This window comes from Clostridium sp. CTA-7, from assembly GCF_054768095.1.
The window spans coordinates 55,451-73,882 of the sequence record NZ_BAAAAV010000001.1; the positions used below are offsets into that span (position 1 = coordinate 55,451).

The 18,432-nt window shown below is 29.5% G+C and carries 17 protein-coding genes; 16 read left to right on the forward strand and 1 reads right to left on the reverse strand.

What is annotated here, in order from left to right:
• Window positions 1–13: 13 nt before the first annotated feature.
• The 6 genes from ACYUEX_RS00220 to ACYUEX_RS00245 all read left to right on the forward strand — a co-directional run bounded on the left by ACYUEX_RS00220 (window position 14) and on the right by ACYUEX_RS00245 (window position 4,714).
• On the forward strand, window positions 14–331 hold the full coding sequence (locus tag ACYUEX_RS00220; RefSeq protein WP_322388348.1) for a PTS lactose/cellobiose transporter subunit IIA: 318 nt from the start codon (window positions 14–16) through the stop codon (window positions 329–331).
• 47 nt (window positions 332–378) lie between these two features.
• Window positions 379–711 (forward strand): hypothetical protein, encoded by a 333-nt coding sequence (locus ACYUEX_RS00225; protein ID WP_411169714.1) that lies wholly within the window; start codon window positions 379–381, stop codon window positions 709–711.
• A gap of 154 nt (window positions 712–865) precedes the next feature.
• Window positions 866–1,174: a PTS sugar transporter subunit IIB gene (locus ACYUEX_RS00230; protein ID WP_322412841.1), complete on the forward strand. Its 309-nt coding sequence runs from the start codon at window positions 866–868 to the stop codon at window positions 1,172–1,174.
• 67 nt (window positions 1,175–1,241) lie between these two features.
• Window positions 1,242–2,579, forward strand: coding sequence for a PTS sugar transporter subunit IIC (locus ACYUEX_RS00235; protein WP_460286036.1), 1,338 nt, complete (start codon window positions 1,242–1,244; stop codon window positions 2,577–2,579).
• Window positions 2,580–2,648: 69 nt separating this feature from the next.
• The gene (locus tag ACYUEX_RS00240; protein WP_460286037.1) at window positions 2,649–3,743 is read left to right on the forward strand and encodes a DUF871 domain-containing protein; all 1,095 of its coding nucleotides are present in this window, start codon (window positions 2,649–2,651) and stop codon (window positions 3,741–3,743) included.
• A 14-nt stretch (window positions 3,744–3,757) separates the two neighbouring features.
• The gene (locus ACYUEX_RS00245) at window positions 3,758–4,714 is read left to right on the forward strand and encodes an N-acetylglucosamine kinase (RefSeq protein ID WP_460286038.1); all 957 of its coding nucleotides are present in this window, start codon (window positions 3,758–3,760) and stop codon (window positions 4,712–4,714) included.
• Between the two features lie 83 nt (window positions 4,715–4,797).
• Here the strand turns inward: ACYUEX_RS00245 and ACYUEX_RS00250 are convergent, their stop codons facing one another.
• Window positions 4,798–5,976, reverse strand: coding sequence for a cation diffusion facilitator family transporter (locus ACYUEX_RS00250; protein ID WP_411169718.1), 1,179 nt, complete (start codon window positions 5,974–5,976; stop codon window positions 4,798–4,800).
• 178 nt (window positions 5,977–6,154) lie between these two features.
• Between ACYUEX_RS00250 and ACYUEX_RS00255 the strand changes: the two genes are divergently transcribed.
• From ACYUEX_RS00255 to ACYUEX_RS00300, 10 genes are all read left to right on the forward strand, one after another.
• The gene (locus ACYUEX_RS00255; protein WP_460286039.1) at window positions 6,155–7,450 is read left to right on the forward strand and encodes a M18 family aminopeptidase; all 1,296 of its coding nucleotides are present in this window, start codon (window positions 6,155–6,157) and stop codon (window positions 7,448–7,450) included.
• Window positions 7,451–7,578: 128 nt separating this feature from the next.
• Window positions 7,579–9,180 carry an ATP-binding protein gene (locus ACYUEX_RS00260; protein WP_460286040.1) on the forward strand — a complete coding sequence of 534 codons (1,602 nt, stop codon included), beginning with the start codon at window positions 7,579–7,581 and terminating at the stop codon, window positions 9,178–9,180.
• A 1-nt stretch (window position 9,181) separates the two neighbouring features.
• The gene (locus tag ACYUEX_RS00265) at window positions 9,182–9,856 is read left to right on the forward strand and encodes a response regulator (protein ID WP_460286041.1); all 675 of its coding nucleotides are present in this window, start codon (window positions 9,182–9,184) and stop codon (window positions 9,854–9,856) included.
• A gap of 324 nt (window positions 9,857–10,180) precedes the next feature.
• Entirely contained in the window at window positions 10,181–11,353 is a 1,173-nt protein-coding gene (locus ACYUEX_RS00270) for an NAD(P)-dependent malic enzyme (protein WP_460286042.1), read from the forward strand.
• Window positions 11,354–11,374: 21 nt separating this feature from the next.
• The gene (locus tag ACYUEX_RS00275) at window positions 11,375–12,685 is read left to right on the forward strand and encodes a 2-hydroxycarboxylate transporter family protein (protein WP_460286043.1); all 1,311 of its coding nucleotides are present in this window, start codon (window positions 11,375–11,377) and stop codon (window positions 12,683–12,685) included.
• Window positions 12,686–13,003: 318 nt separating this feature from the next.
• Window positions 13,004–13,909: an N-acetylmuramic acid 6-phosphate etherase gene (murQ, locus tag ACYUEX_RS00280; protein WP_460286044.1), complete on the forward strand. Its 906-nt coding sequence runs from the start codon at window positions 13,004–13,006 to the stop codon at window positions 13,907–13,909.
• Window positions 13,910–13,995: 86 nt separating this feature from the next.
• Complete coding sequence (locus tag ACYUEX_RS00285) at window positions 13,996–15,357, forward strand: PTS transporter subunit EIIC (RefSeq protein ID WP_460286046.1); 1,362 nt, start codon at window positions 13,996–13,998, stop codon at window positions 15,355–15,357.
• A 117-nt stretch (window positions 15,358–15,474) separates the two neighbouring features.
• Window positions 15,475–16,302 carry an alpha/beta hydrolase gene (locus ACYUEX_RS00290; RefSeq protein ID WP_460286047.1) on the forward strand — a complete coding sequence of 276 codons (828 nt, stop codon included), beginning with the start codon at window positions 15,475–15,477 and terminating at the stop codon, window positions 16,300–16,302.
• 143 nt (window positions 16,303–16,445) lie between these two features.
• Window positions 16,446–17,525, forward strand: coding sequence for a DUF871 domain-containing protein (locus tag ACYUEX_RS00295; RefSeq protein WP_460286048.1), 1,080 nt, complete (start codon window positions 16,446–16,448; stop codon window positions 17,523–17,525).
• A gap of 26 nt (window positions 17,526–17,551) precedes the next feature.
• A complete protein-coding gene (locus tag ACYUEX_RS00300; RefSeq protein WP_411169728.1) occupies window positions 17,552–18,400 on the forward strand; it encodes a MurR/RpiR family transcriptional regulator in 849 nt (282 codons plus the stop codon).
• The last annotated feature ends 32 nt before the right edge of the window (window positions 18,401–18,432 follow it).

Consider the following 18,432-nt stretch of genomic DNA (forward strand, 5'->3'; position numbering starts at 1 on the left):
GGAGGTAATATATATGGCACAAAATATGGAACTAATAATTTTCGAAATAATAAGTCAAGGTGGTACAGCTAAGGGACTAGCATATGAAGCTTTAATGGCAGCTGAAAATGGTGATTTTGAAAAAGCAGAAGAACTATTAAAAGAAGCTGATGTATGTTTAGGAGAAGCTCATAAAATTCAAACAGATATAATCCAAGCAGAAGCAAGAGGAGAAAAAACTGAAGTATCAGTATTATTTGTACATGCTCAAGATCATTTAATGACAGCTATTGAAGCTAAGACATTAATAGAACATATTATAAAGTTACATAAGAAGATAGCAGATAAGTAATTAATTTAAATATATGAAGTCTATAGTAAAAGGAGGTATTAAAGCTTATGAAAAGAAATTCTGTTACAAGTGAGTTGCGAGCTAAGAAAACAGATTATAATATACCAACCTTTGGATTTAAAAGTGCTTTAGTGATACTTTTAGGTGGAGTAGTTGGAACTATAATATTTCCAATGTTTTTAAGTATATTTGGTGTAAATACTAATTTTGGGGTGTTAATAGGAAATACATTTATAACAAGTTTTGTTATTGCATACTCAAGATATTTTATAGAAACAAAAAAAGGATATTGTAAGTCTTTTTGGTTAAGCTATGCTTTCTTTGCATTTTCATTGGGAATTATGTCTTATCTATGGCTGTATTTAAAGTTTTTCATATAAATATGAAATTATATTTCATAAAATTTTAAAAAAAATGAAAGAAAACATTGAATATTTCTTGAAAACGATTTATAATATTAATTAAGAAAGATATTATAAAAAAATATTAATGATTGTTGAAATTATTAATAAAAAATTGGAGGTATTATTTATGATGAAAGTATTATTTGTATGTTCACAAGGTATGTCAAGTGCTATAGCAGTAAATGCACTTAAAAAAGAAGCTGAAAAAAATGGTGTAGATATGGAAGTGAAAGCTGTAAGTACACAAGAGTTTGAGGAAGAAGTTAAAGCTGGATATGATGTAGCAATGGTTGCTCCTCAAGTAAGACACCGTTTTGATTATTTAAAAGCATATGCAGATGAAGCAAAGGTTCCATGTGCTTTAATACAACCTCAAGCATATAGTCCACTAGGTGGTCCAAAACTACTTAAACAAGTTAAAGAACTTGCAGAAAGTTAATTTAAACTAAATGTAAGTTTGAAATAATAATTATTTTTTATTTTATTATCTAAGGGGGAATTAAATTATGAATCATTTTGCTGATTTCTTGGACAAGAAGTTATCTACTCCAATGGCAAAATTGGCAGAGCAACGTCATTTACGTGCTGTGCGTGATGGTATTATAGCTACATTACCATTAATTATTGTAGGATCATTTTTCTTAATACTTGCGAATCCACCGCTACCACAAAGTTGGGGGATTTACAAAACTCTTAAAGCTAATGCAGCAACTATAGTGCTTCCATTTAGAATGACAATGTATATAATGACAATATATGCATGTTGGGGTATAGGATATAGTTTAGCTAGATCATATAAACTTGATGGAGTTACTGGTGGTACATTATCAGCAGCAGCATTTTTCTTAACTCTTGTTCCTAAGAGTGCAGCTGCATTAACTCCAGAATTAATGGAAATAGTTAAAGGAAATGCAGATCTTTTAAAATGGTATCAAGGAGTACCACAAGGTTTCCAAATGCCTATGGCAAACATGGGTGGAGGCGGAATGTTCGTTGGTATTATAGTATCAATACTAGCAGTTGAAATATTTAGATTTACTAATAAGAGTGGATTTAAGATTACAATGCCTGAACAAGTTCCAGCATCTGTTGCAAGAAGTTTTGAAGCTTTAACACCAGCTGCAATTATAGTTTTATTAATAGGATCTATAACATATTACCTTCATTTCGATTGGCATGGATTTATTGGAAAAATAGTTGCTCCACTTGTATCTGCAAGTGATAGTTTACCAAGTGTTTGGATATTAGCAATTTTACAAGATTTCTTCTGGTCATTTGGTATTCACGGTGCATCAGTAGTTGGATCTATTGCAAGACCAATATGGTTAATTTTATTGGAACAAAACTCAGCTGCAGCAGCTGCTGGAGCTCCTTTAACAGCAATAGCAGCAGAACCTTTCTTCCAATGGTTCTTATATATTGGGGGTTCAGGATGTACTATAGGTTTAATTACAGTTTTATCAATATTTAGTAAATCTACTTATGGTAAGACAATAGGTAGAGCTGCTTTAGTACCAGGTATATTTAATATAAATGAACCAATAGTATTTGGTGCTCCAATAGTATTAAATCCAACATTAATTATACCATTTATAACTACACCTTTAGTAACAGGTACTTTAGCATGGTTTGCTACATCATGGGGATTGGTCAATAGAGTTCAATTGATTGCCCCTTGGACGTTACCAGGACCAATTGGAGCTTATCTAGCTACAGGAGGAGACTGGAGAGCGGCAGTATTAAATATAATTTGTATTTTAATATCAATAGTAATGTACTATCCATTTGCTATGATGTATGATAAGAAATTATTACAAGAAGAACAAGGCGAACAAGCTCAATAAAATTAATAATTATAAAAGTGGTGAAGAAATTCACCACTTTATTTTAAACTAAAGTTAGAGGTGAATATTATGGGAAAATTAGGAATATCAATTTATCAAGAAAAAACTACAGAGGAAGAAATATACAAATATATAGATATAGCAAGTGAAAACGGATTTAGCAGAATATTTTCCTGTCTACTTTCAGTAAATGATACTAAAGAAAATATAGCTAATAAATTTAGAAAGACAAATGAATACGCAAAATCAAAGGGCTTTGAAATAATAGTTGATGTTAGTCCAAGAGTCTTTAATGAGTTAGGTATAAGCTATAAAGACCTAAGTTTCTTTAAGGAAATTGGGGCAGATGGCTTAAGACTAGATATGGGATTCACAGGTTCAGAAGAGTCATTAATGACATTTAATGATGAAAATCTTAAAATTGAAATCAATATGAGTATTAATACTCATTATATAGATACAATAATGGATTATATGCCTAATAAAGATAACTTAATTGCTTGTCATAATTTTTATCCACATAGATATAGCGGATTAAATTTTGATCATTTTATGAAATGTACAGAAAAAGTTAATAAGCATGGATTAAGAACAGCTGCATTTATAACAAGTCAAAATGAAGGAACATTTGGTCCATGGCCTGTTGCAGATGGACTTCCAACTTTAGAATTACATCGTAATTTACCAATAGAAGTTCAAGCTAAGCACTTAATAGCATTAGGCAATATAAACGATATAATAATATCAAATTGCTATCCAACAGAAGAAGAAATGAAAAAGCTAGGCTCTATGAGAAAAGATATGGTTACTTTCGATGTTTATCTTGAAGAATCAACTCCAGAAATAGAGAGAAAAATATTATTTGAAGAAAGACATTTTAATCGTGGAGATTTCTCAGATAATTTAATTAGATCTACTCAAAGTAGAGTTAAGTATAAAGGACATGACTTTAAATTATTTAATGCGCCAGAAATAATTAAGAAAGGTGATATAGTAATAGAAAGTAGTGAATATGGTCATTATGCTGGAGAACTACAAATTGCTTTATCAGATATGCTTAACAGTGGCAAATCAAATGTTGTAGGACATATTAAGGAAGAGGAAATATTTATTCTAGACTATATAAAACCATGGCAAAAATTCAACTTCAACTTAATTAAATAATTGGAGGACAATTTATGTATTTTTTAGGGATAGATGGAGGAGGCACTAAAACCTGTTTCACTTTAATAAATAAAGATGGTAATGTTATTAGCAAGGTTATAAAGGGAACTTGTCACCCAACTCAAATAGGCTTTGATAATTTGGAAATATTATTAAGAGATGGACTAAAAGAAATAATGGAGTCTAGTAATATTTCTAAAGAGCAAATTTCAAAAAGTTATTTAGGGCTAGCTGGATATGGGATAGTTAAAGAAATTGCAGATAAAATAAGTGAAGTTGTTTCTAAAGTATTTGCTGGAATGGATTATATTCTAAATAATGATGTAAGAGTTGCAATAGCAGGAGCTTTAGTTGGAGAAGATGGAATAAATGTTGTTTCAGGAACAGGATCCATAGTGTTGGCTTTAAAAGATGAGAAAGTGTTAAGATGCGGTGGATGGGGATATTCAATAGGGGATGAAGGATCTGCTTATTGGATAGGTAAAAAGTCACTAGCATTATTTAGCAAGCAAAGTGATGGAAGGTTAGATAAGGCTCCTTTATATGAAATATTTAAAAGTAATTTAAGCTTAAATAGTGATTATGAAATAGTTTCTTATGTAAATGAAAAGATAAAAGGTGATAGAGGCGAGATAGCTAAGCTCGCTAAATTATGCTCAGATGCAGCCCAAAGCGGGGATGAAGGAGCAATAGCAATATTTAATGAAGCAGCAATAGAAATTGGAGAAATGATAAAAGCTTTATTAAAGAACTATGATAAAAAAGATGAGATAAAAGTTTCTTATACAGGTGGAGTATTTAATTGTGGGGATTTAATACTTAATCCATTGAGAAACATATTAAAGGGATACAATGTTAAACTAGTGGAACCACAATTATCACCAGACTTGGGAGCTTGCCTACTAGCATTTATAAAGTCAGGAAATGAAAAAACAGAAGAATTTATAGAAAACATGAGGAAGAATAGTTAAAGGGTTAAAAAATGAAAGAGTTAAAGAATTATAAAAGAATTTATCAAATTCTTTAATTCTTTAACTCTTTAAAATTTATTGTATTACATAAAGTCATAATCAACTGTTATAACACAGTTATATTGTGGATGTTCTTTCTTTATAGAAGATTTAATGCTTGATAGCATTTTTTCTTGATCTTTTTTATTACCAGAATCAGCTGAAGATAAAACTATATCAAATATTAGGTTTTTAATCTCACCTTCACCAACTATTCTAAAATCATGCATCGATTTTATTTCTGGATATTTTCTAAGAACTTTTTCTACGAAGTCCCAAGTTTCTTTAATTTCATCTGTAATAACACAAATAGGATCCATGTGTATTACTAAATGTAAATTAAGATCTTTTGAAATTTCTCTTTCAGCTTTATCTATTACATTATGAATTTCCATTATATCTATATCTGAAGGAATTTCAGCATGTAAAGAAGCAATTATTCTACCAGGCCCATAATTATGAACTATAAGATCGTGTACTCCTGAAATATTAGGATAAGATAATACTTTTTCACATATCTCATTTACAAGTTCAGGATCTGGAGCCTCTCCAAGCAATGGATTTAATGTTTCTTTTACTATTTGAAAACCTGCATATAAGATTGCTAATGCAACAAACACACCTATATATCCGTCTATAGGAAGTGTTGTAAATTTAGCAATTAAAAATGATATTACAACTGTACTAGATGTGAAAACATCACCCATTGCATCTGCAGCAGAAGCTTTTAAAGCAGAAGAATTTATTTTATTACCTATAAATTTATTAAAAGATGATAACCATATTTTAAATCCAATTGATACTAAAAGTAGTATAAATGGAACTATTTCAAAGGTTATTGCTTGAGGGTTTAAAATTCTTTCTATTGAAGATTTTATAAACTGTAATCCAACAAGCATTACCATGAAGGCAACTAATAGTGCAGATAAATATTCTATTCTACCATGTCCAAAAGGATGTTCAGCATCAGCAGGTTTACTTGCCATTTTAAATCCAACTATGGTTATTATTGAAGAAGCTGCATCAGATAAATTGTTAAATGCATCAGCTGAAACAGCAATTGATCCAACCAACATACCTACTGAAAATTTAATTAAAAATAAAATAACGTTTATTATAACTCCTATAATTCCACCTAAGGTTCCATAAGCATTACGAACTTTTTGATTTTTTGTATCTTCATTATTTTTTATGAAAGATTTAACTAAAAAATTAGCAATCACCGTATCACTCCTATCTATTTAATATTGTTTCATGGAAAATATATATCTATTCAAAATAGATATAATCACTATTATATACTAAAATTTACTAAATTCAATTATAATTAATTTTATAAATAATAAGAAAATTTTATAAATATGGTATAATATTAATAGTCTTAATTTAGGAGGAATTGAAATGAAAAAAGAATTAGCATTAGATTTAATAGACTTTTTATATAAAAGTCCAACAGCATATCATTCAGTTAAAACTATTAAAGAAAGATTGGATTTAAATGGTTTTAGTGAAATAAAAGAAAGTGAAGAATGGAACTTACAAAAAACAGGTAAGTATTATGTTATAAAAAATGATTCTGCGCTTATTTCTTTTACAGTTGGTAATGGAGAGATTGATAAAGACGGATTTAGATTAATAGGAGCACACACTGATTCACCAGGCTTTAGAATAAAAGCAAATCCAGAGATGGTTTCAGAAGGAAAGTATTTAAAGCTAAATACTGAAGTTTATGGGGGACCAATTCTTTATACATGGTTTGATAGACCTTTAGGATTAGCAGGAAAAGTAACTGTAAAAGGAAAATCAGCTATTAAGCCAGAGACAAAGCTTGTAAATATTAATAAACCAATTCTTATAATACCAAGTGTTGCAATTCATATGAATAGAACAGTAAACGAAGGCTTTAATATAAATAGACAAAAGGATACATTGCCATTATTAAGCTTAATAAATGAAAAGTTTGAGAAAAATGGAAATTTAGTTAAGCTCTTAGCAGAAGAGCTAAATGTTTCTTCAGAAGAAATATTAGGATTTGATTTAGGGTTATATGAAATTGAAAAGGGATGCTTAACAGGATTAAATGAAGAATTCATATCCTCAGGAAGACTTGATGATATGTGGATGGTTTATACAGGTATTCAAGCGTTAATAGATAGTAAAGTAAATACCTTTACTAAAGTTATGGTTTGTATAGATAATGAAGAGACAGGAAGTCTTACAGCTCAAGGAGCTAATTCAATGCTATTATTAAATATTTTAGAAAGAATAACTCTAGCATTAGGAAAAGATAGACAAGGATTCCATAGAGCTTTATCAAATTCAATAATGATATCAGCAGATTTAGCTCATGCAGTTCATCCAAATGCAGAAGAAAAGCATGATCCAACTAACAGACCAGTTTTAGGAGGAGGCCCAGTATTAAAGAGTGCAGCATCTGGAAGCTATAGTACAGATAGCTATAATGCAGCTATTTTTGAAGGCCTTTGTGCATCTGCAGAAGTTCCATATCAAAAGTTCTTTAATAGATCTGACGTAAGAGGTGGAACAACTATAGGTCCAATAACTTCAGCTAACTTAACTATTCCAGTTATGGATATGGGTGCACCATTACTTTCAATGCATTCAATAAGGGAATTAGCAGCAGTAGAAGATAACTACTATACAATAAAATTATTTACAGAATTCTTTAATATTTAATATCGAAATTAAGAATAATGATAGATATTAATATTTAAAAGTTACCCTATGAATTTAGACAATACTATAGTAAAGTCTACATCATAGGGTATTTAAAATGAAATAAAATATGTTAAAGAGGGGAGAATATGCAAATAAATAAGAAGAAAAGCGCATCTCTTAAAGGAAAAATAACATTTATAAATGTTACATTAATAACTATTGCAATAACAGTAACAGTAATCATAACATTGATGTTAAGTGTAAACATATTAGAAAGAAATATTACAAGCAATATAAAAAATGTTTCTGAAATGCTTTCTAAATCAGACATGGTTAGAGATTCTTTAATAAATAATGAAGTAAAGGATAATTTGATTACATATATAGATGATTTAATACCAAAGTTAAATGATGTTGATATTATTGTTATTGCAGATAATAATGGTAAACGATATTATCACCCAGATAAAGAAAAGATAGGGCAGTCATTTACTGGAGGTGATGAGGAGAGAGTATTAACTAATGGGGAAAGTTATATATCTGAAGCTAAAGGGACTTTAGGAAATCAAAAAAGAGCTTTTGCTCCAATAAAAGATAAAAATGGTAATCAAATAGGCTTTGTTATGACTAGTACTCTTCTTAAAAATTTAAATAAGCTTAAAATAGATATACTTAGTATATATATAATGGTAGCTGGGTTTTTATGCAGTATAACTATAATAGTATCTATGTATCTTTCTAGAAATATAAAGATGTCATTACTTGGTCACGAGCCAGAAGAATTTGCTAAAATGTATTTACAAAGAGAAGAAGTTTTATCTACGCTAGAAGAAGGGATAATAGCTATTAATCATGAAGGAATAGTAACACTTTTTAATAACGCTGCTATTAACATGCTAGATATAGAAGAAAAGAATCCAGAAGGAAAATATATAATTGATGTATTTCCTAAGACAGAGTTAATAAACGTTATTAAAGATAAGGAAAGCCAATACAATAAAGATATGATAATAAATGACAAGGTAATTATAAGTAATAGAATATTAATAAGAGAAAATGATAAAGTTATGGGAGCTGTAGCTATATTTAGAAATAAAACTGAGGTAACTAGGCTTGCAGAACAACTAACAGGAGTAAATCAAATAATAGATGCTTTAAGAGCTAATACTCATGAATTTATGAATAAGCTTCATATAATATTAGGACTTATACAAATAGATAGAATAGAAGATGCCAAAAGATACATAGTTGATATAACAGAAGATCAGAGAGAAGTAGTAAGTCTTGTTATGAACCAAATAGAAGAGCCTACAGTAGCAGCATTAATACTAGGAAAAATGAGTAGAGCTAAAGAACTAGGAATAAAGCTAAGACTGTATAATAATAGTTGCTTAAATAGAGATAATAAGCTTTTAAATCGTAATTCATTAGTGACTATAGTAGGAAATTTACTAGAAAATTCCATAGACTCAATAAATGAAAAAGATGATGAAATAAAAGAAATAAATTTACTTATTTCAGAAGATGCTAAATCCTTAATAATAATGGTTGATGATACAGGTATGGGGATTAGAGAAGAACATAAACTATCTTTATATAAAAGAGGATTCTCTACAAAGAAAAAAAATACTGGAATAGGTATGTATTTAATAAAAGAAATAGTAGATAGTGTTGGGGGAGAAATAAATTTAGAAACTGAAGAAGGAGTAGGAACTTGTTTTACTATAAGAATAGGTGGGGAGAAATAATATGATTAAGGTTTTGATAGTAGAAGATGATCCAATGGTTGCTGATATTAATAAAAGATATATACAAGACTTTCAGGAGCTTACAGTTGTAAGGATATGTAATAATGGAAAAGACGCACTAGAAATTTTAAATAGAAATAATATAGATCTTGTTATTCTAGATGTTTATATGCCAAAATTAACAGGCATAGAGTTATTAAAAGAAATAAGAAGAAGAGAAATTAATACAGAAGTAATAATGGTTACAGCAGAACATGAAAGCAGAAATATAGATGAAGTTTTAAGACTAGGAATTATAGATTACTTAATAAAGCCATTTGAATATAATCGATTTATTGAAGCAATAAATAAGTTTCTTGAAAAGTATAAAATGTTTAATACCAATAATAAATTAAATCAAGGGGAAATAGATAAAATTATTGGCAATAGTATAAATTTAAATAGTTGTAATATAAAAAAAGGACTTCAAGAAAAAACATTAAAAAATGTTAGAAGCTTTATGGAGAATAATAAAAACAAACTATATACCAGTGAGGAAATAGCTGATAGCTTAGGATTATCAAGAGTTACCATAAGAAGGTATATGAATTACATGATGGAAATAAAAGAAATAACTAGTGAAATAGACTATGAAACAGGAGGAAGACCTAGTATAAAGTATAAATGGAATATGTAGGATGATTTATTAGAGTGGTGTAATAATCCACTCTTTTTAGTTTTTATAAGAGCACTAATTTAGTTATTATAACTTGAAAAATTAAAAAAAATATATTTTAGATACATATATTATTGTTAAAGTGAAAACATAATTAATGTTAAGAAGTTCATTTATTATATAAAAAAATAGTAGAATTATTTTAAAATCTATAAATTTTAGTTAAATCTTTAACATGTACTTTACTTACAAAAGGTTTTCAATACTTATTAAAAGTATAAATTTGAAAACGTTAGCAGTAGAATAATATCAAGAAAACAAATTAACCTTTAGGAGATGAATATTATGGATTATAACAAATTAAGTTTAGAAATGCATGAAAATAACAAAGGTAAGGTGGGTGTACTTTCAAAGGTAAGAGTAACTAATAGAGAAGAATTAAGTACAGCTTATACACCAGGAGTTGCAGAGCCATGTAGAAAGATAAGTGCAAATAAAGAAGATGTATATAGATATACAGCAAAAGGAAATTTAGTTGCAGTAGTTTCAGATGGAACAGCAGTTTTAGGCTTAGGAGATATTGGACCAGAAGCGGCAATGCCAGTTATGGAAGGTAAAGCTATATTATTCAAAGAATTTGCTGGGGTTGATGCTTTTCCTATTTGTTTAGATACAAAGGATGTAGAAGAAATAATTAAGACAGTTAAATATTTAGCACCTACATTTGGAGGAATAAATTTAGAAGATATATCAGCACCAAGGTGTTTTGAAATAGAAAGAAGATTAAAGGAAGAATTAGATATACCAGTTTTTCATGATGATCAGCATGGAACTGCAATAGTAGTAGCTGCAGGATTAATAAATGCTTTAAAGCTTGTAGGAAAAGATATTAAAGATACAGAAGTAGTTATAAATGGTGCAGGCTCAGCAGGTATATCTATATGCAAATTACTTCTACAATTAGGAGTAGGAAATGCTATTCTTGTAAATATTCAAGGAGCAGTTGCTGTTGGAGAAGAATGGATGAATGAAGCACAAGCTCAAATGGCTTTAGTTACAAATAAGAATAATGAAAAAGGACCATTAAAGGAAATAATAAAGGGGAAAGATGTATTTATAGGAGTTTCAGCACCAAATGTTATGGATGCAGAAATGGTTTCAACAATGAATAAAGATGCAATAGTATTTGCTATGGCAAATCCAATTCCAGAAATTATGCCAGAAGAAGCTAAAAAAGGTGGAGCTAGAGTAATAGCAACAGGAAGATCAGATTTCCCTAATCAAATTAATAATGTTCTTGTATTTCCAGGAATATTTAGAGGAGCTTTAGATGTTAGAGCTACAGATATAACAGAAGAAATGAAAATAGCAGCTGCAAAGGCTATAGCAAGCATTATAACTGATGAAGAGCTAAATGAAGAGTATATAATTCCAGGAGCTTTTGATAGTAGAGTAGCTGAAGTTGTGGCAAAAGAGGTTGCTAGAGTTGCTAAAGAAACAGGAATAGCTAGAATATAAAAACAATTAGGGGGATATATTATGCAAGGCATATTAAATAAAAACTCAAGTCAAGCTACTGAAAAAAAGAAAATAGAAATAATGGGAATGCCATTACTAGCATTTTTAGGGGTAGCAACAGTAATACTAGGGGCCACAGTTATGGGGTACTTACCAAGTGGAATAGTTGGAGCTCTATCTATAATGATGGTTTTAGGTGCTTTATTCAATGAAATAGGAAATAGGACTCCTATTGTTAGGACTTATTTAGGTGGAGGTGCAATAGTTGCTATATTTGCATCAGCTGCATTAGTAACCTTTAACCTAATACCTGAAAGTGTTATATCAAATGTAAACAGTTTTATGAATGATTTTGGATTTTTAAATTTTTATATAGCTGCCTTAATAACAGGTAGTATATTAGGAATGGGAAGAAAACTATTAATAAAGGCATCTGTTAGATTCTTACCAGTAGCAGTAGCTTCTATAACAGTTGCATTATTATTAGTTGGAACAGCTGGAGCACTTTTAGGATATGGATTTAAAGAAGCTATAATGTTTATTGCAATACCTATGATGGGTGGCGGAATGGGTGCTGGTGTTATACCTTTATCTAATATGTATTCACAAGCGTTAGGAACTGATGTTTCACAGATGCTTTCTGTAATGATACCTGCATCAACATTAGGAAATGTTATGGCTATAATAATGGCTGGTGTATTAGGAAGAGTAGCTACAGTAAAACCAAATTGGACTGGTAATGGAAAACTAATGAAAAGTGATTCAGGAGATTTGGAAGAAAAGACAGAGAATAAACTAGATCTTAAAATGTTAGGAATGGGATTATTATTAGCAATGACTTTCTTTACTTTTGGTACAATAGTTGGTAAGTTAATTCCTTCAATTCATGCATATGCTTGGATGATAATAGGTGTTGCGGCAGCTAAGATACTTGGAATATTGCCAAAGAAATTTGAGCAAGCAGCTCAGCAATGGGGACAATTTGTAATGACAAATTTAACAAGTGCTCTTCTAGTTGGAATAGGTATTTCAATGATAGATTTAAAAGCTGTTGCAGAATCAATAAGTCCTTTATACTTAGTTCTTGTATTTGTAGTTATTGCAGGTGTAACTATAGGAGCTGGAGTAGGTGGAAAGCTAGTTGGATTCTATCCAATAGAATCATCACTAACTGCAGGTCTTTGTACAACTAATATGGGAGGTACAGGAGACGTAGCAGTACTATCAGCAGCGAATAGAATGGAATTAATACCATTTGCACAAATAGCAACTCGTATATGTGGAGCTTTGATGTTAATAGTAGCAAGTGTACTATTGCAGATACTTATGTAGTAAAAGAATAGATATTTAAATTTTATAATAAGAATAAAAGAGACTGTTATAAAATTGACTTGGTTAGTTGATTTTGAACAGTCTCTTTTACTGTTCAAAATTATTTGCAAATTAAAGATATAAAGTAATAAGTTATAAATTTAATATAGAAATATTGAATTAATGAAATAACTAATAAGAATAAAACAAATCCAATGAAATGAAATAAGGAATTTGAATAAAGGCGTTGAAATATTGTTTCAAATATGGTAATATAATATTAAAGTGAAAACGTAGTCAAATGCACTGGTAGGCATACTTTATTTTGGAGGTATTTATATGAATAAAATAGACTTAGAAAATTTAACAACAGAGAGTAGAAACCCAAATACCATAGACATAGACAAGGTTTCAACCTTAGAAATGCTTAAAAAGATTAACGATGAAGATAAAAAAGTTGCAGAAGCTGTTGAAAAGGAATTACCTAAAATAGCAGAAGCTATAAATGGAATAGTAGAAGGAATGCATAAAGGAGGAAGATTAATTTATATAGGAGCTGGAACCTCAGGAAGACTTGGAATATTAGATGCGTCTGAATGTCCTCCAACATATGGAGTTTCAGAAGAAGTAGTTCAAGGGATTATAGCAGGGGGAACAGAAGCTATATTTAGAGCAAAAGAAGGAGCAGAAGATTCTAAGGAATTAGCTGTTGAGGATTTAAAGTTAAAGAAACTAAACGAAAATGATACAGTAGTTGGACTAGCTGCATCAGGTAGAACACCTTATGTAATAGGTGGATTAAATTATGCAAATGAAATAGGTGCTTTAACAGTATCAGTTACATGTAATGCAAATTCAGAAGTTTCAAAAGCAGCTAAGATTTCAATAGCACCAGTAGTAGGACCTGAAGTAATTACGGGCTCAACTAGATTAAAATCTGGAACAGCTCAAAAGTTGGTTTTAAATATGTTATCTACAGGAGCCATGATAAAACTTGGAAAAGTTTACGGTAACTTAATGGTAGATGTAAAAGCTACTAATGAAAAACTAGTTGAAAGATCAAAAAAAATAGTTTGTGAAGCTACTGGAGCAGATAGGGAAGAAGTAGAAAAAACATTAAATGAAACAGAGTTTGATGTTAAACTTTCAATATTTATGATATTATCAAAGCTTGATAAAAACCAAGCTAAGAATATATTGGATGATAAAAACGGGTATATAGCTGAAGCATTAAAGGGTATTTAAAGCAATAATTAAAGGGTATTTAGAACAACAATTAAAGGGTATTTAGAAGAATAAGTTAAAATTAAAAAATGTGGGAGGAATTGAGAATGACAAATCAAGAAATTGCTCAAAATTTGGTAGAATTAGTAGGTGGAAAAGACAATATACAGTCTGTAGCTAATTGTATGACTCGTTGTAGATTAGAACTTAAAGATTATTCAAAGGCTGATATAGAAAAAATTAAAAAGTTAGAAGGATCTTTAGGAGTAGTTAAAGCAGACGGTCAACTACAAGTAATATATGGACCAGGAAAAGTTAATAAAGTGACTGATGAAGTGAGTAAAATTGTTGGAAAGCCTATACTTTTAGGCGAAGATGCACTTAAAGCTACAAAAGCAAAATTAAAAGAAAAAAATAATACAGGTTTTAAAAATGGACTTAGAAAGCTTGGAAATATATTTATTCCATTAATACCTTTATTCGTAGCATGTGGTTTAGTTCTTGCAGTTAATAATATTTGTAATGTTTATTTTGGTGATGTTTATAAAACAACTACAGCATCCCAAATAATTGGGCTTATAGGTGGTGGAGTATTCTCAGTATTATCAGTTTTAGTTGGTGTAAATGCAGCTAAAGAGTTTGGTTCACAAATGCCTATGATGGGTGGAGTACTAGGTGGTATTCTTTCATCAGGAGCACTAGCAAATATTAATTTATTTGGAAAAGCTTTAACACCAGGTCGTGGAGGAGTTATTTCAGTTATATTAGTAGTTTTACTAGCTGTTTTCATTGAAAAAGCTTGTAGAAAGTTTGTACCAGATGTATTAGATTTATTTGTAACACCTTTAGTAACTTTAACATTATCAGTGTTAGCAGCATTATTTATACTTCAACCAGTAGGTGGATTTATTTCAGATACAATTGGTATGGTAGTTGCACAAACAATAGCATCAGATAATACATTTGTTTCAGTTATTTCAGGAGCAGTTTCAGGGGCATTATTCTTACCATTAGTTATGACAGGAATGCACCAAGCATTAACTCCAATACATGCCGATTTAATAGCTACTGCAGGATATACAGTATTACTTCCTATATTAGCAACAGCAGGTATGGCTCAAGTTGGAGCAACTATAGCAGTGCTTAGAAGAACAAAAAATGAAAGATTAAAGAAAACTGCTAAAAATGGACTAGTTCCAGGATTCTTAGGAATTGGGGAACCATTAATATATGGTGTAACATTACCACTAGGAAAACCATTCTTAGGAGCTTGTTTAGGAGCTGGAGTTGGTGGAGCAGTAATGGCAATCTTCAAGGTTGGAGCAGTGGCTATGGGAGTATCAGGATTACCTCTAGCATTATTAATAGCAGATGGAAAAATGTTTGTATTCTTAATTGGAGTAATTACATCATATGTAGCAGGATATTTATTTACAGAGATGCTTGGATTTGAAGATCCAGTAGAATAATATAGAAATAATTAAACAATAAGTGTAGATATTATGTGAGTCTTAGTTACTAAAGGTAATTGGGTGTTGCTTAATTTCTACACTTTACTTTAAGAAAAGTGAAAAGGAAGGTGTGAAATGAATAATAATCTAAAAGCCGAAGAACAAGTAAAAGAAGATCAAATAAAAGTTGAGGATAAGACATCTCAGGTAATAGCAGATACTCAATGGTCTAATACAATGAAAATACATTGGAACTATGGAGTTTACCTTCCTGAAGAATATGTGGAAAATTTAGATAAAAAGTATCCTGTACTTTATGTTTTACATGGATGGGGTGGAAATATTACTAATACAATTGATGAAACTAGAATAGATTCAAAATCAATATTAGATAATTTAATAACTAATAAAGAGATTAAACCTATGATAGTTGTGTTTATAGATGGATTTAATAGTTTTTATGTAGATGGGCCAACATTCAAAATGAAAAGTGCAATAGTCAATGATTTAATTCCATTAATAGATTCTAAATATAGAACGTTAAATAATAAGAGTAATAGAGCGATAGCTGGGATTTCTATGGGCGGTTTTGGATCATTAAATATAGCATTAAGCAATAGTAATAAATTTGATTCAGTTGGATTAATGTCACCGGCTATTTGGGATACTATAGAAGAAAATAATATCATTTATGGAAGTCCATTAGTAGAAAAGTATTATGAAAATTCTTATAAAAACTTAATTAGAGAAGTTAAATCAAAGGATATAAATATTTTTTTATATCATGGAGAAGATGATGAAGTAATATCTTATGATAATATTGAAAATTTTGTTTCTTATGCTAGAGATTCTGGATTTGATGTTAAATATGAGCTACAAAATCAAGGAACTCACTCTTGGCCAACATGGCGAGAAATGTATCCTAAAGTGCTAAATGATATAAGCAATAATTTTAATAAGTAAAATGTTTGTATTTATATAAAATAGTAGGCATATTAGGATAGGTTTCTTAATATGCCTGATTTTTTATAAGTTAATTTTAAGAGATATTTACATTAAAAAATAACATTAATTATAAAAATAAGTTAATTAAGGAGAGGATTAATATGAGTTATGGATTTTCAGTTTATTTTGGACTTGATAATACTAAAGAAGAAAATATTCAATTATTAAAAGATGCACATGAACTTGGATTTACTAGAATATTTACATCTCTTCATATACCAGAAGCTAATTATGAAGTTTTGAAAAAAGAAGTTAAAGAATTTTTCGATATAGCTAAAAACTATGACATGGATATAATAAGTGATATATCACCTAACACTTTTAAATTTTTAGATTTGGAAGATATGGACTTAAAAGGACTAAGGGATCTGGGAGTTAAAACTATAAGGATAGACTTTGGCTACAGTGAAGAAGAAATCGCTAAAATGAGTAACAATAAATATGGAATTAAAATTCAATTAAATGCATCAACTATAACTGAAGAATTCTTTAATGAACTTGATAAATACTCTCCTAATTATAGTAATGTAGATGCATTGCATAACTTTTATCCAAGAATTGGAACAGGTATTTCTGAAGAGTGTATGGTAGATAAAAATAGTATTCTTAGCAAAAGAGGAATAAAACCTTGTGCATTTGTACAGTCAAATAATAGAAAAAGAAGTCCATTAAAAGATGGCTTACCAACTCTTGAAGATCATAGAGGAGTAGGGGTAAGGGATGCTGCTAATCACTTATTTGCACTAGGAAACAAATCAGTGTTTATAGGAGATTCTCTTCCAAGTATAGATGAACTAAAAGACTTAGCAAATTTAGATCCTGAAGTTATAGAATTAGATATAAATGTAAAGACTAATAGTGAAGTCATAATTAGACTTCTAAGTGAAACCTATACAGCAAGAACAGATGAAGCTAGAGATGCTATAAGGGCAAGTGAAAGTAGATTGCTATTAAATGGTGACACTATAGAACCTTTTAATACAACTAGTAAAGAATATGGAGATATTTCAATAGACAATAAGAACTATATGAGATATATGGGAGAACTTCAAATATTAAAAATAAATCAAAGTGAAGATTTTAGAACAAATATAGTAGCTTCTGTTTTACAAAAAGATATTTATTTATTAAAATATATACATGGTGGTAAAAAATTTAACTTTAATATAGTCAATAAATAAGCTGATGAAAGAGTAGTAAGGTGTTAATGATGAACGTATTGCAGTATATTAAACAAAATTATGATAGTTTTACAGATAGGGAAAAGCTAATAGCTGAATATTTACTTAGTAATAAAAAAAGCATTATAGGTATGTCAGCAAAGGAGATTGGAGATATTACAAATACATCAGCTCCAACAGTTGTTAGATTCTCTAAAAAAATAGGTTTTGATACTTTAAATGAAATGAAGTTGCAATTGTCATTAAATATAAAAAATCATGAGAAGGCTTCAGATTTTGAATATTTAGAGGGTGATTTATCTACAAAAAATATAATCCATGGAATAAAAAGATCTATAGATTCAATAGTAAATCAAACAGTGGGGACTTTAAAAGAAGACCAACTAGAAAAAGCTATAAATGTACTTAATAAAGCTAAAAATATATATATATTTAGTGTAGGTGTTTCTAATTTAGTAGGTTTGGATTTTTATTATAAGTTAAGTAGAATAAATAAGAGATGTATTTCTCATACTGATACCCATCTTCAGATGACTTCTTCTGCTCTTATGGAAAAAGGAGATGTGGCAATAGCTATATCTTATTCTGGAGAAACAAAAGAAGTTATTAGATGCATTGAAAATGCTAAAAAAAGTGACGTTCCTGTTATATCGATTACAAAGGCTAGTATAAATAATACATTAGCCAGTATATCAGATATAGTTCTACATGTCCCATTTGTAGAAAAATCTTTAAGAGAAGGTGCTATGAGTTCAAGAATATCACAGCTTGCAATAATAGATATGCTATTTATAGGAATGGCAAGAAATAATTTGAGAGAAGTAGAAGAAAAGCTTAGAATAACAAGAAAAGCTGTAGAAGAGTTAAAAAATTAAAGAGTTAATAAATACTTTACTAATAAAATTGG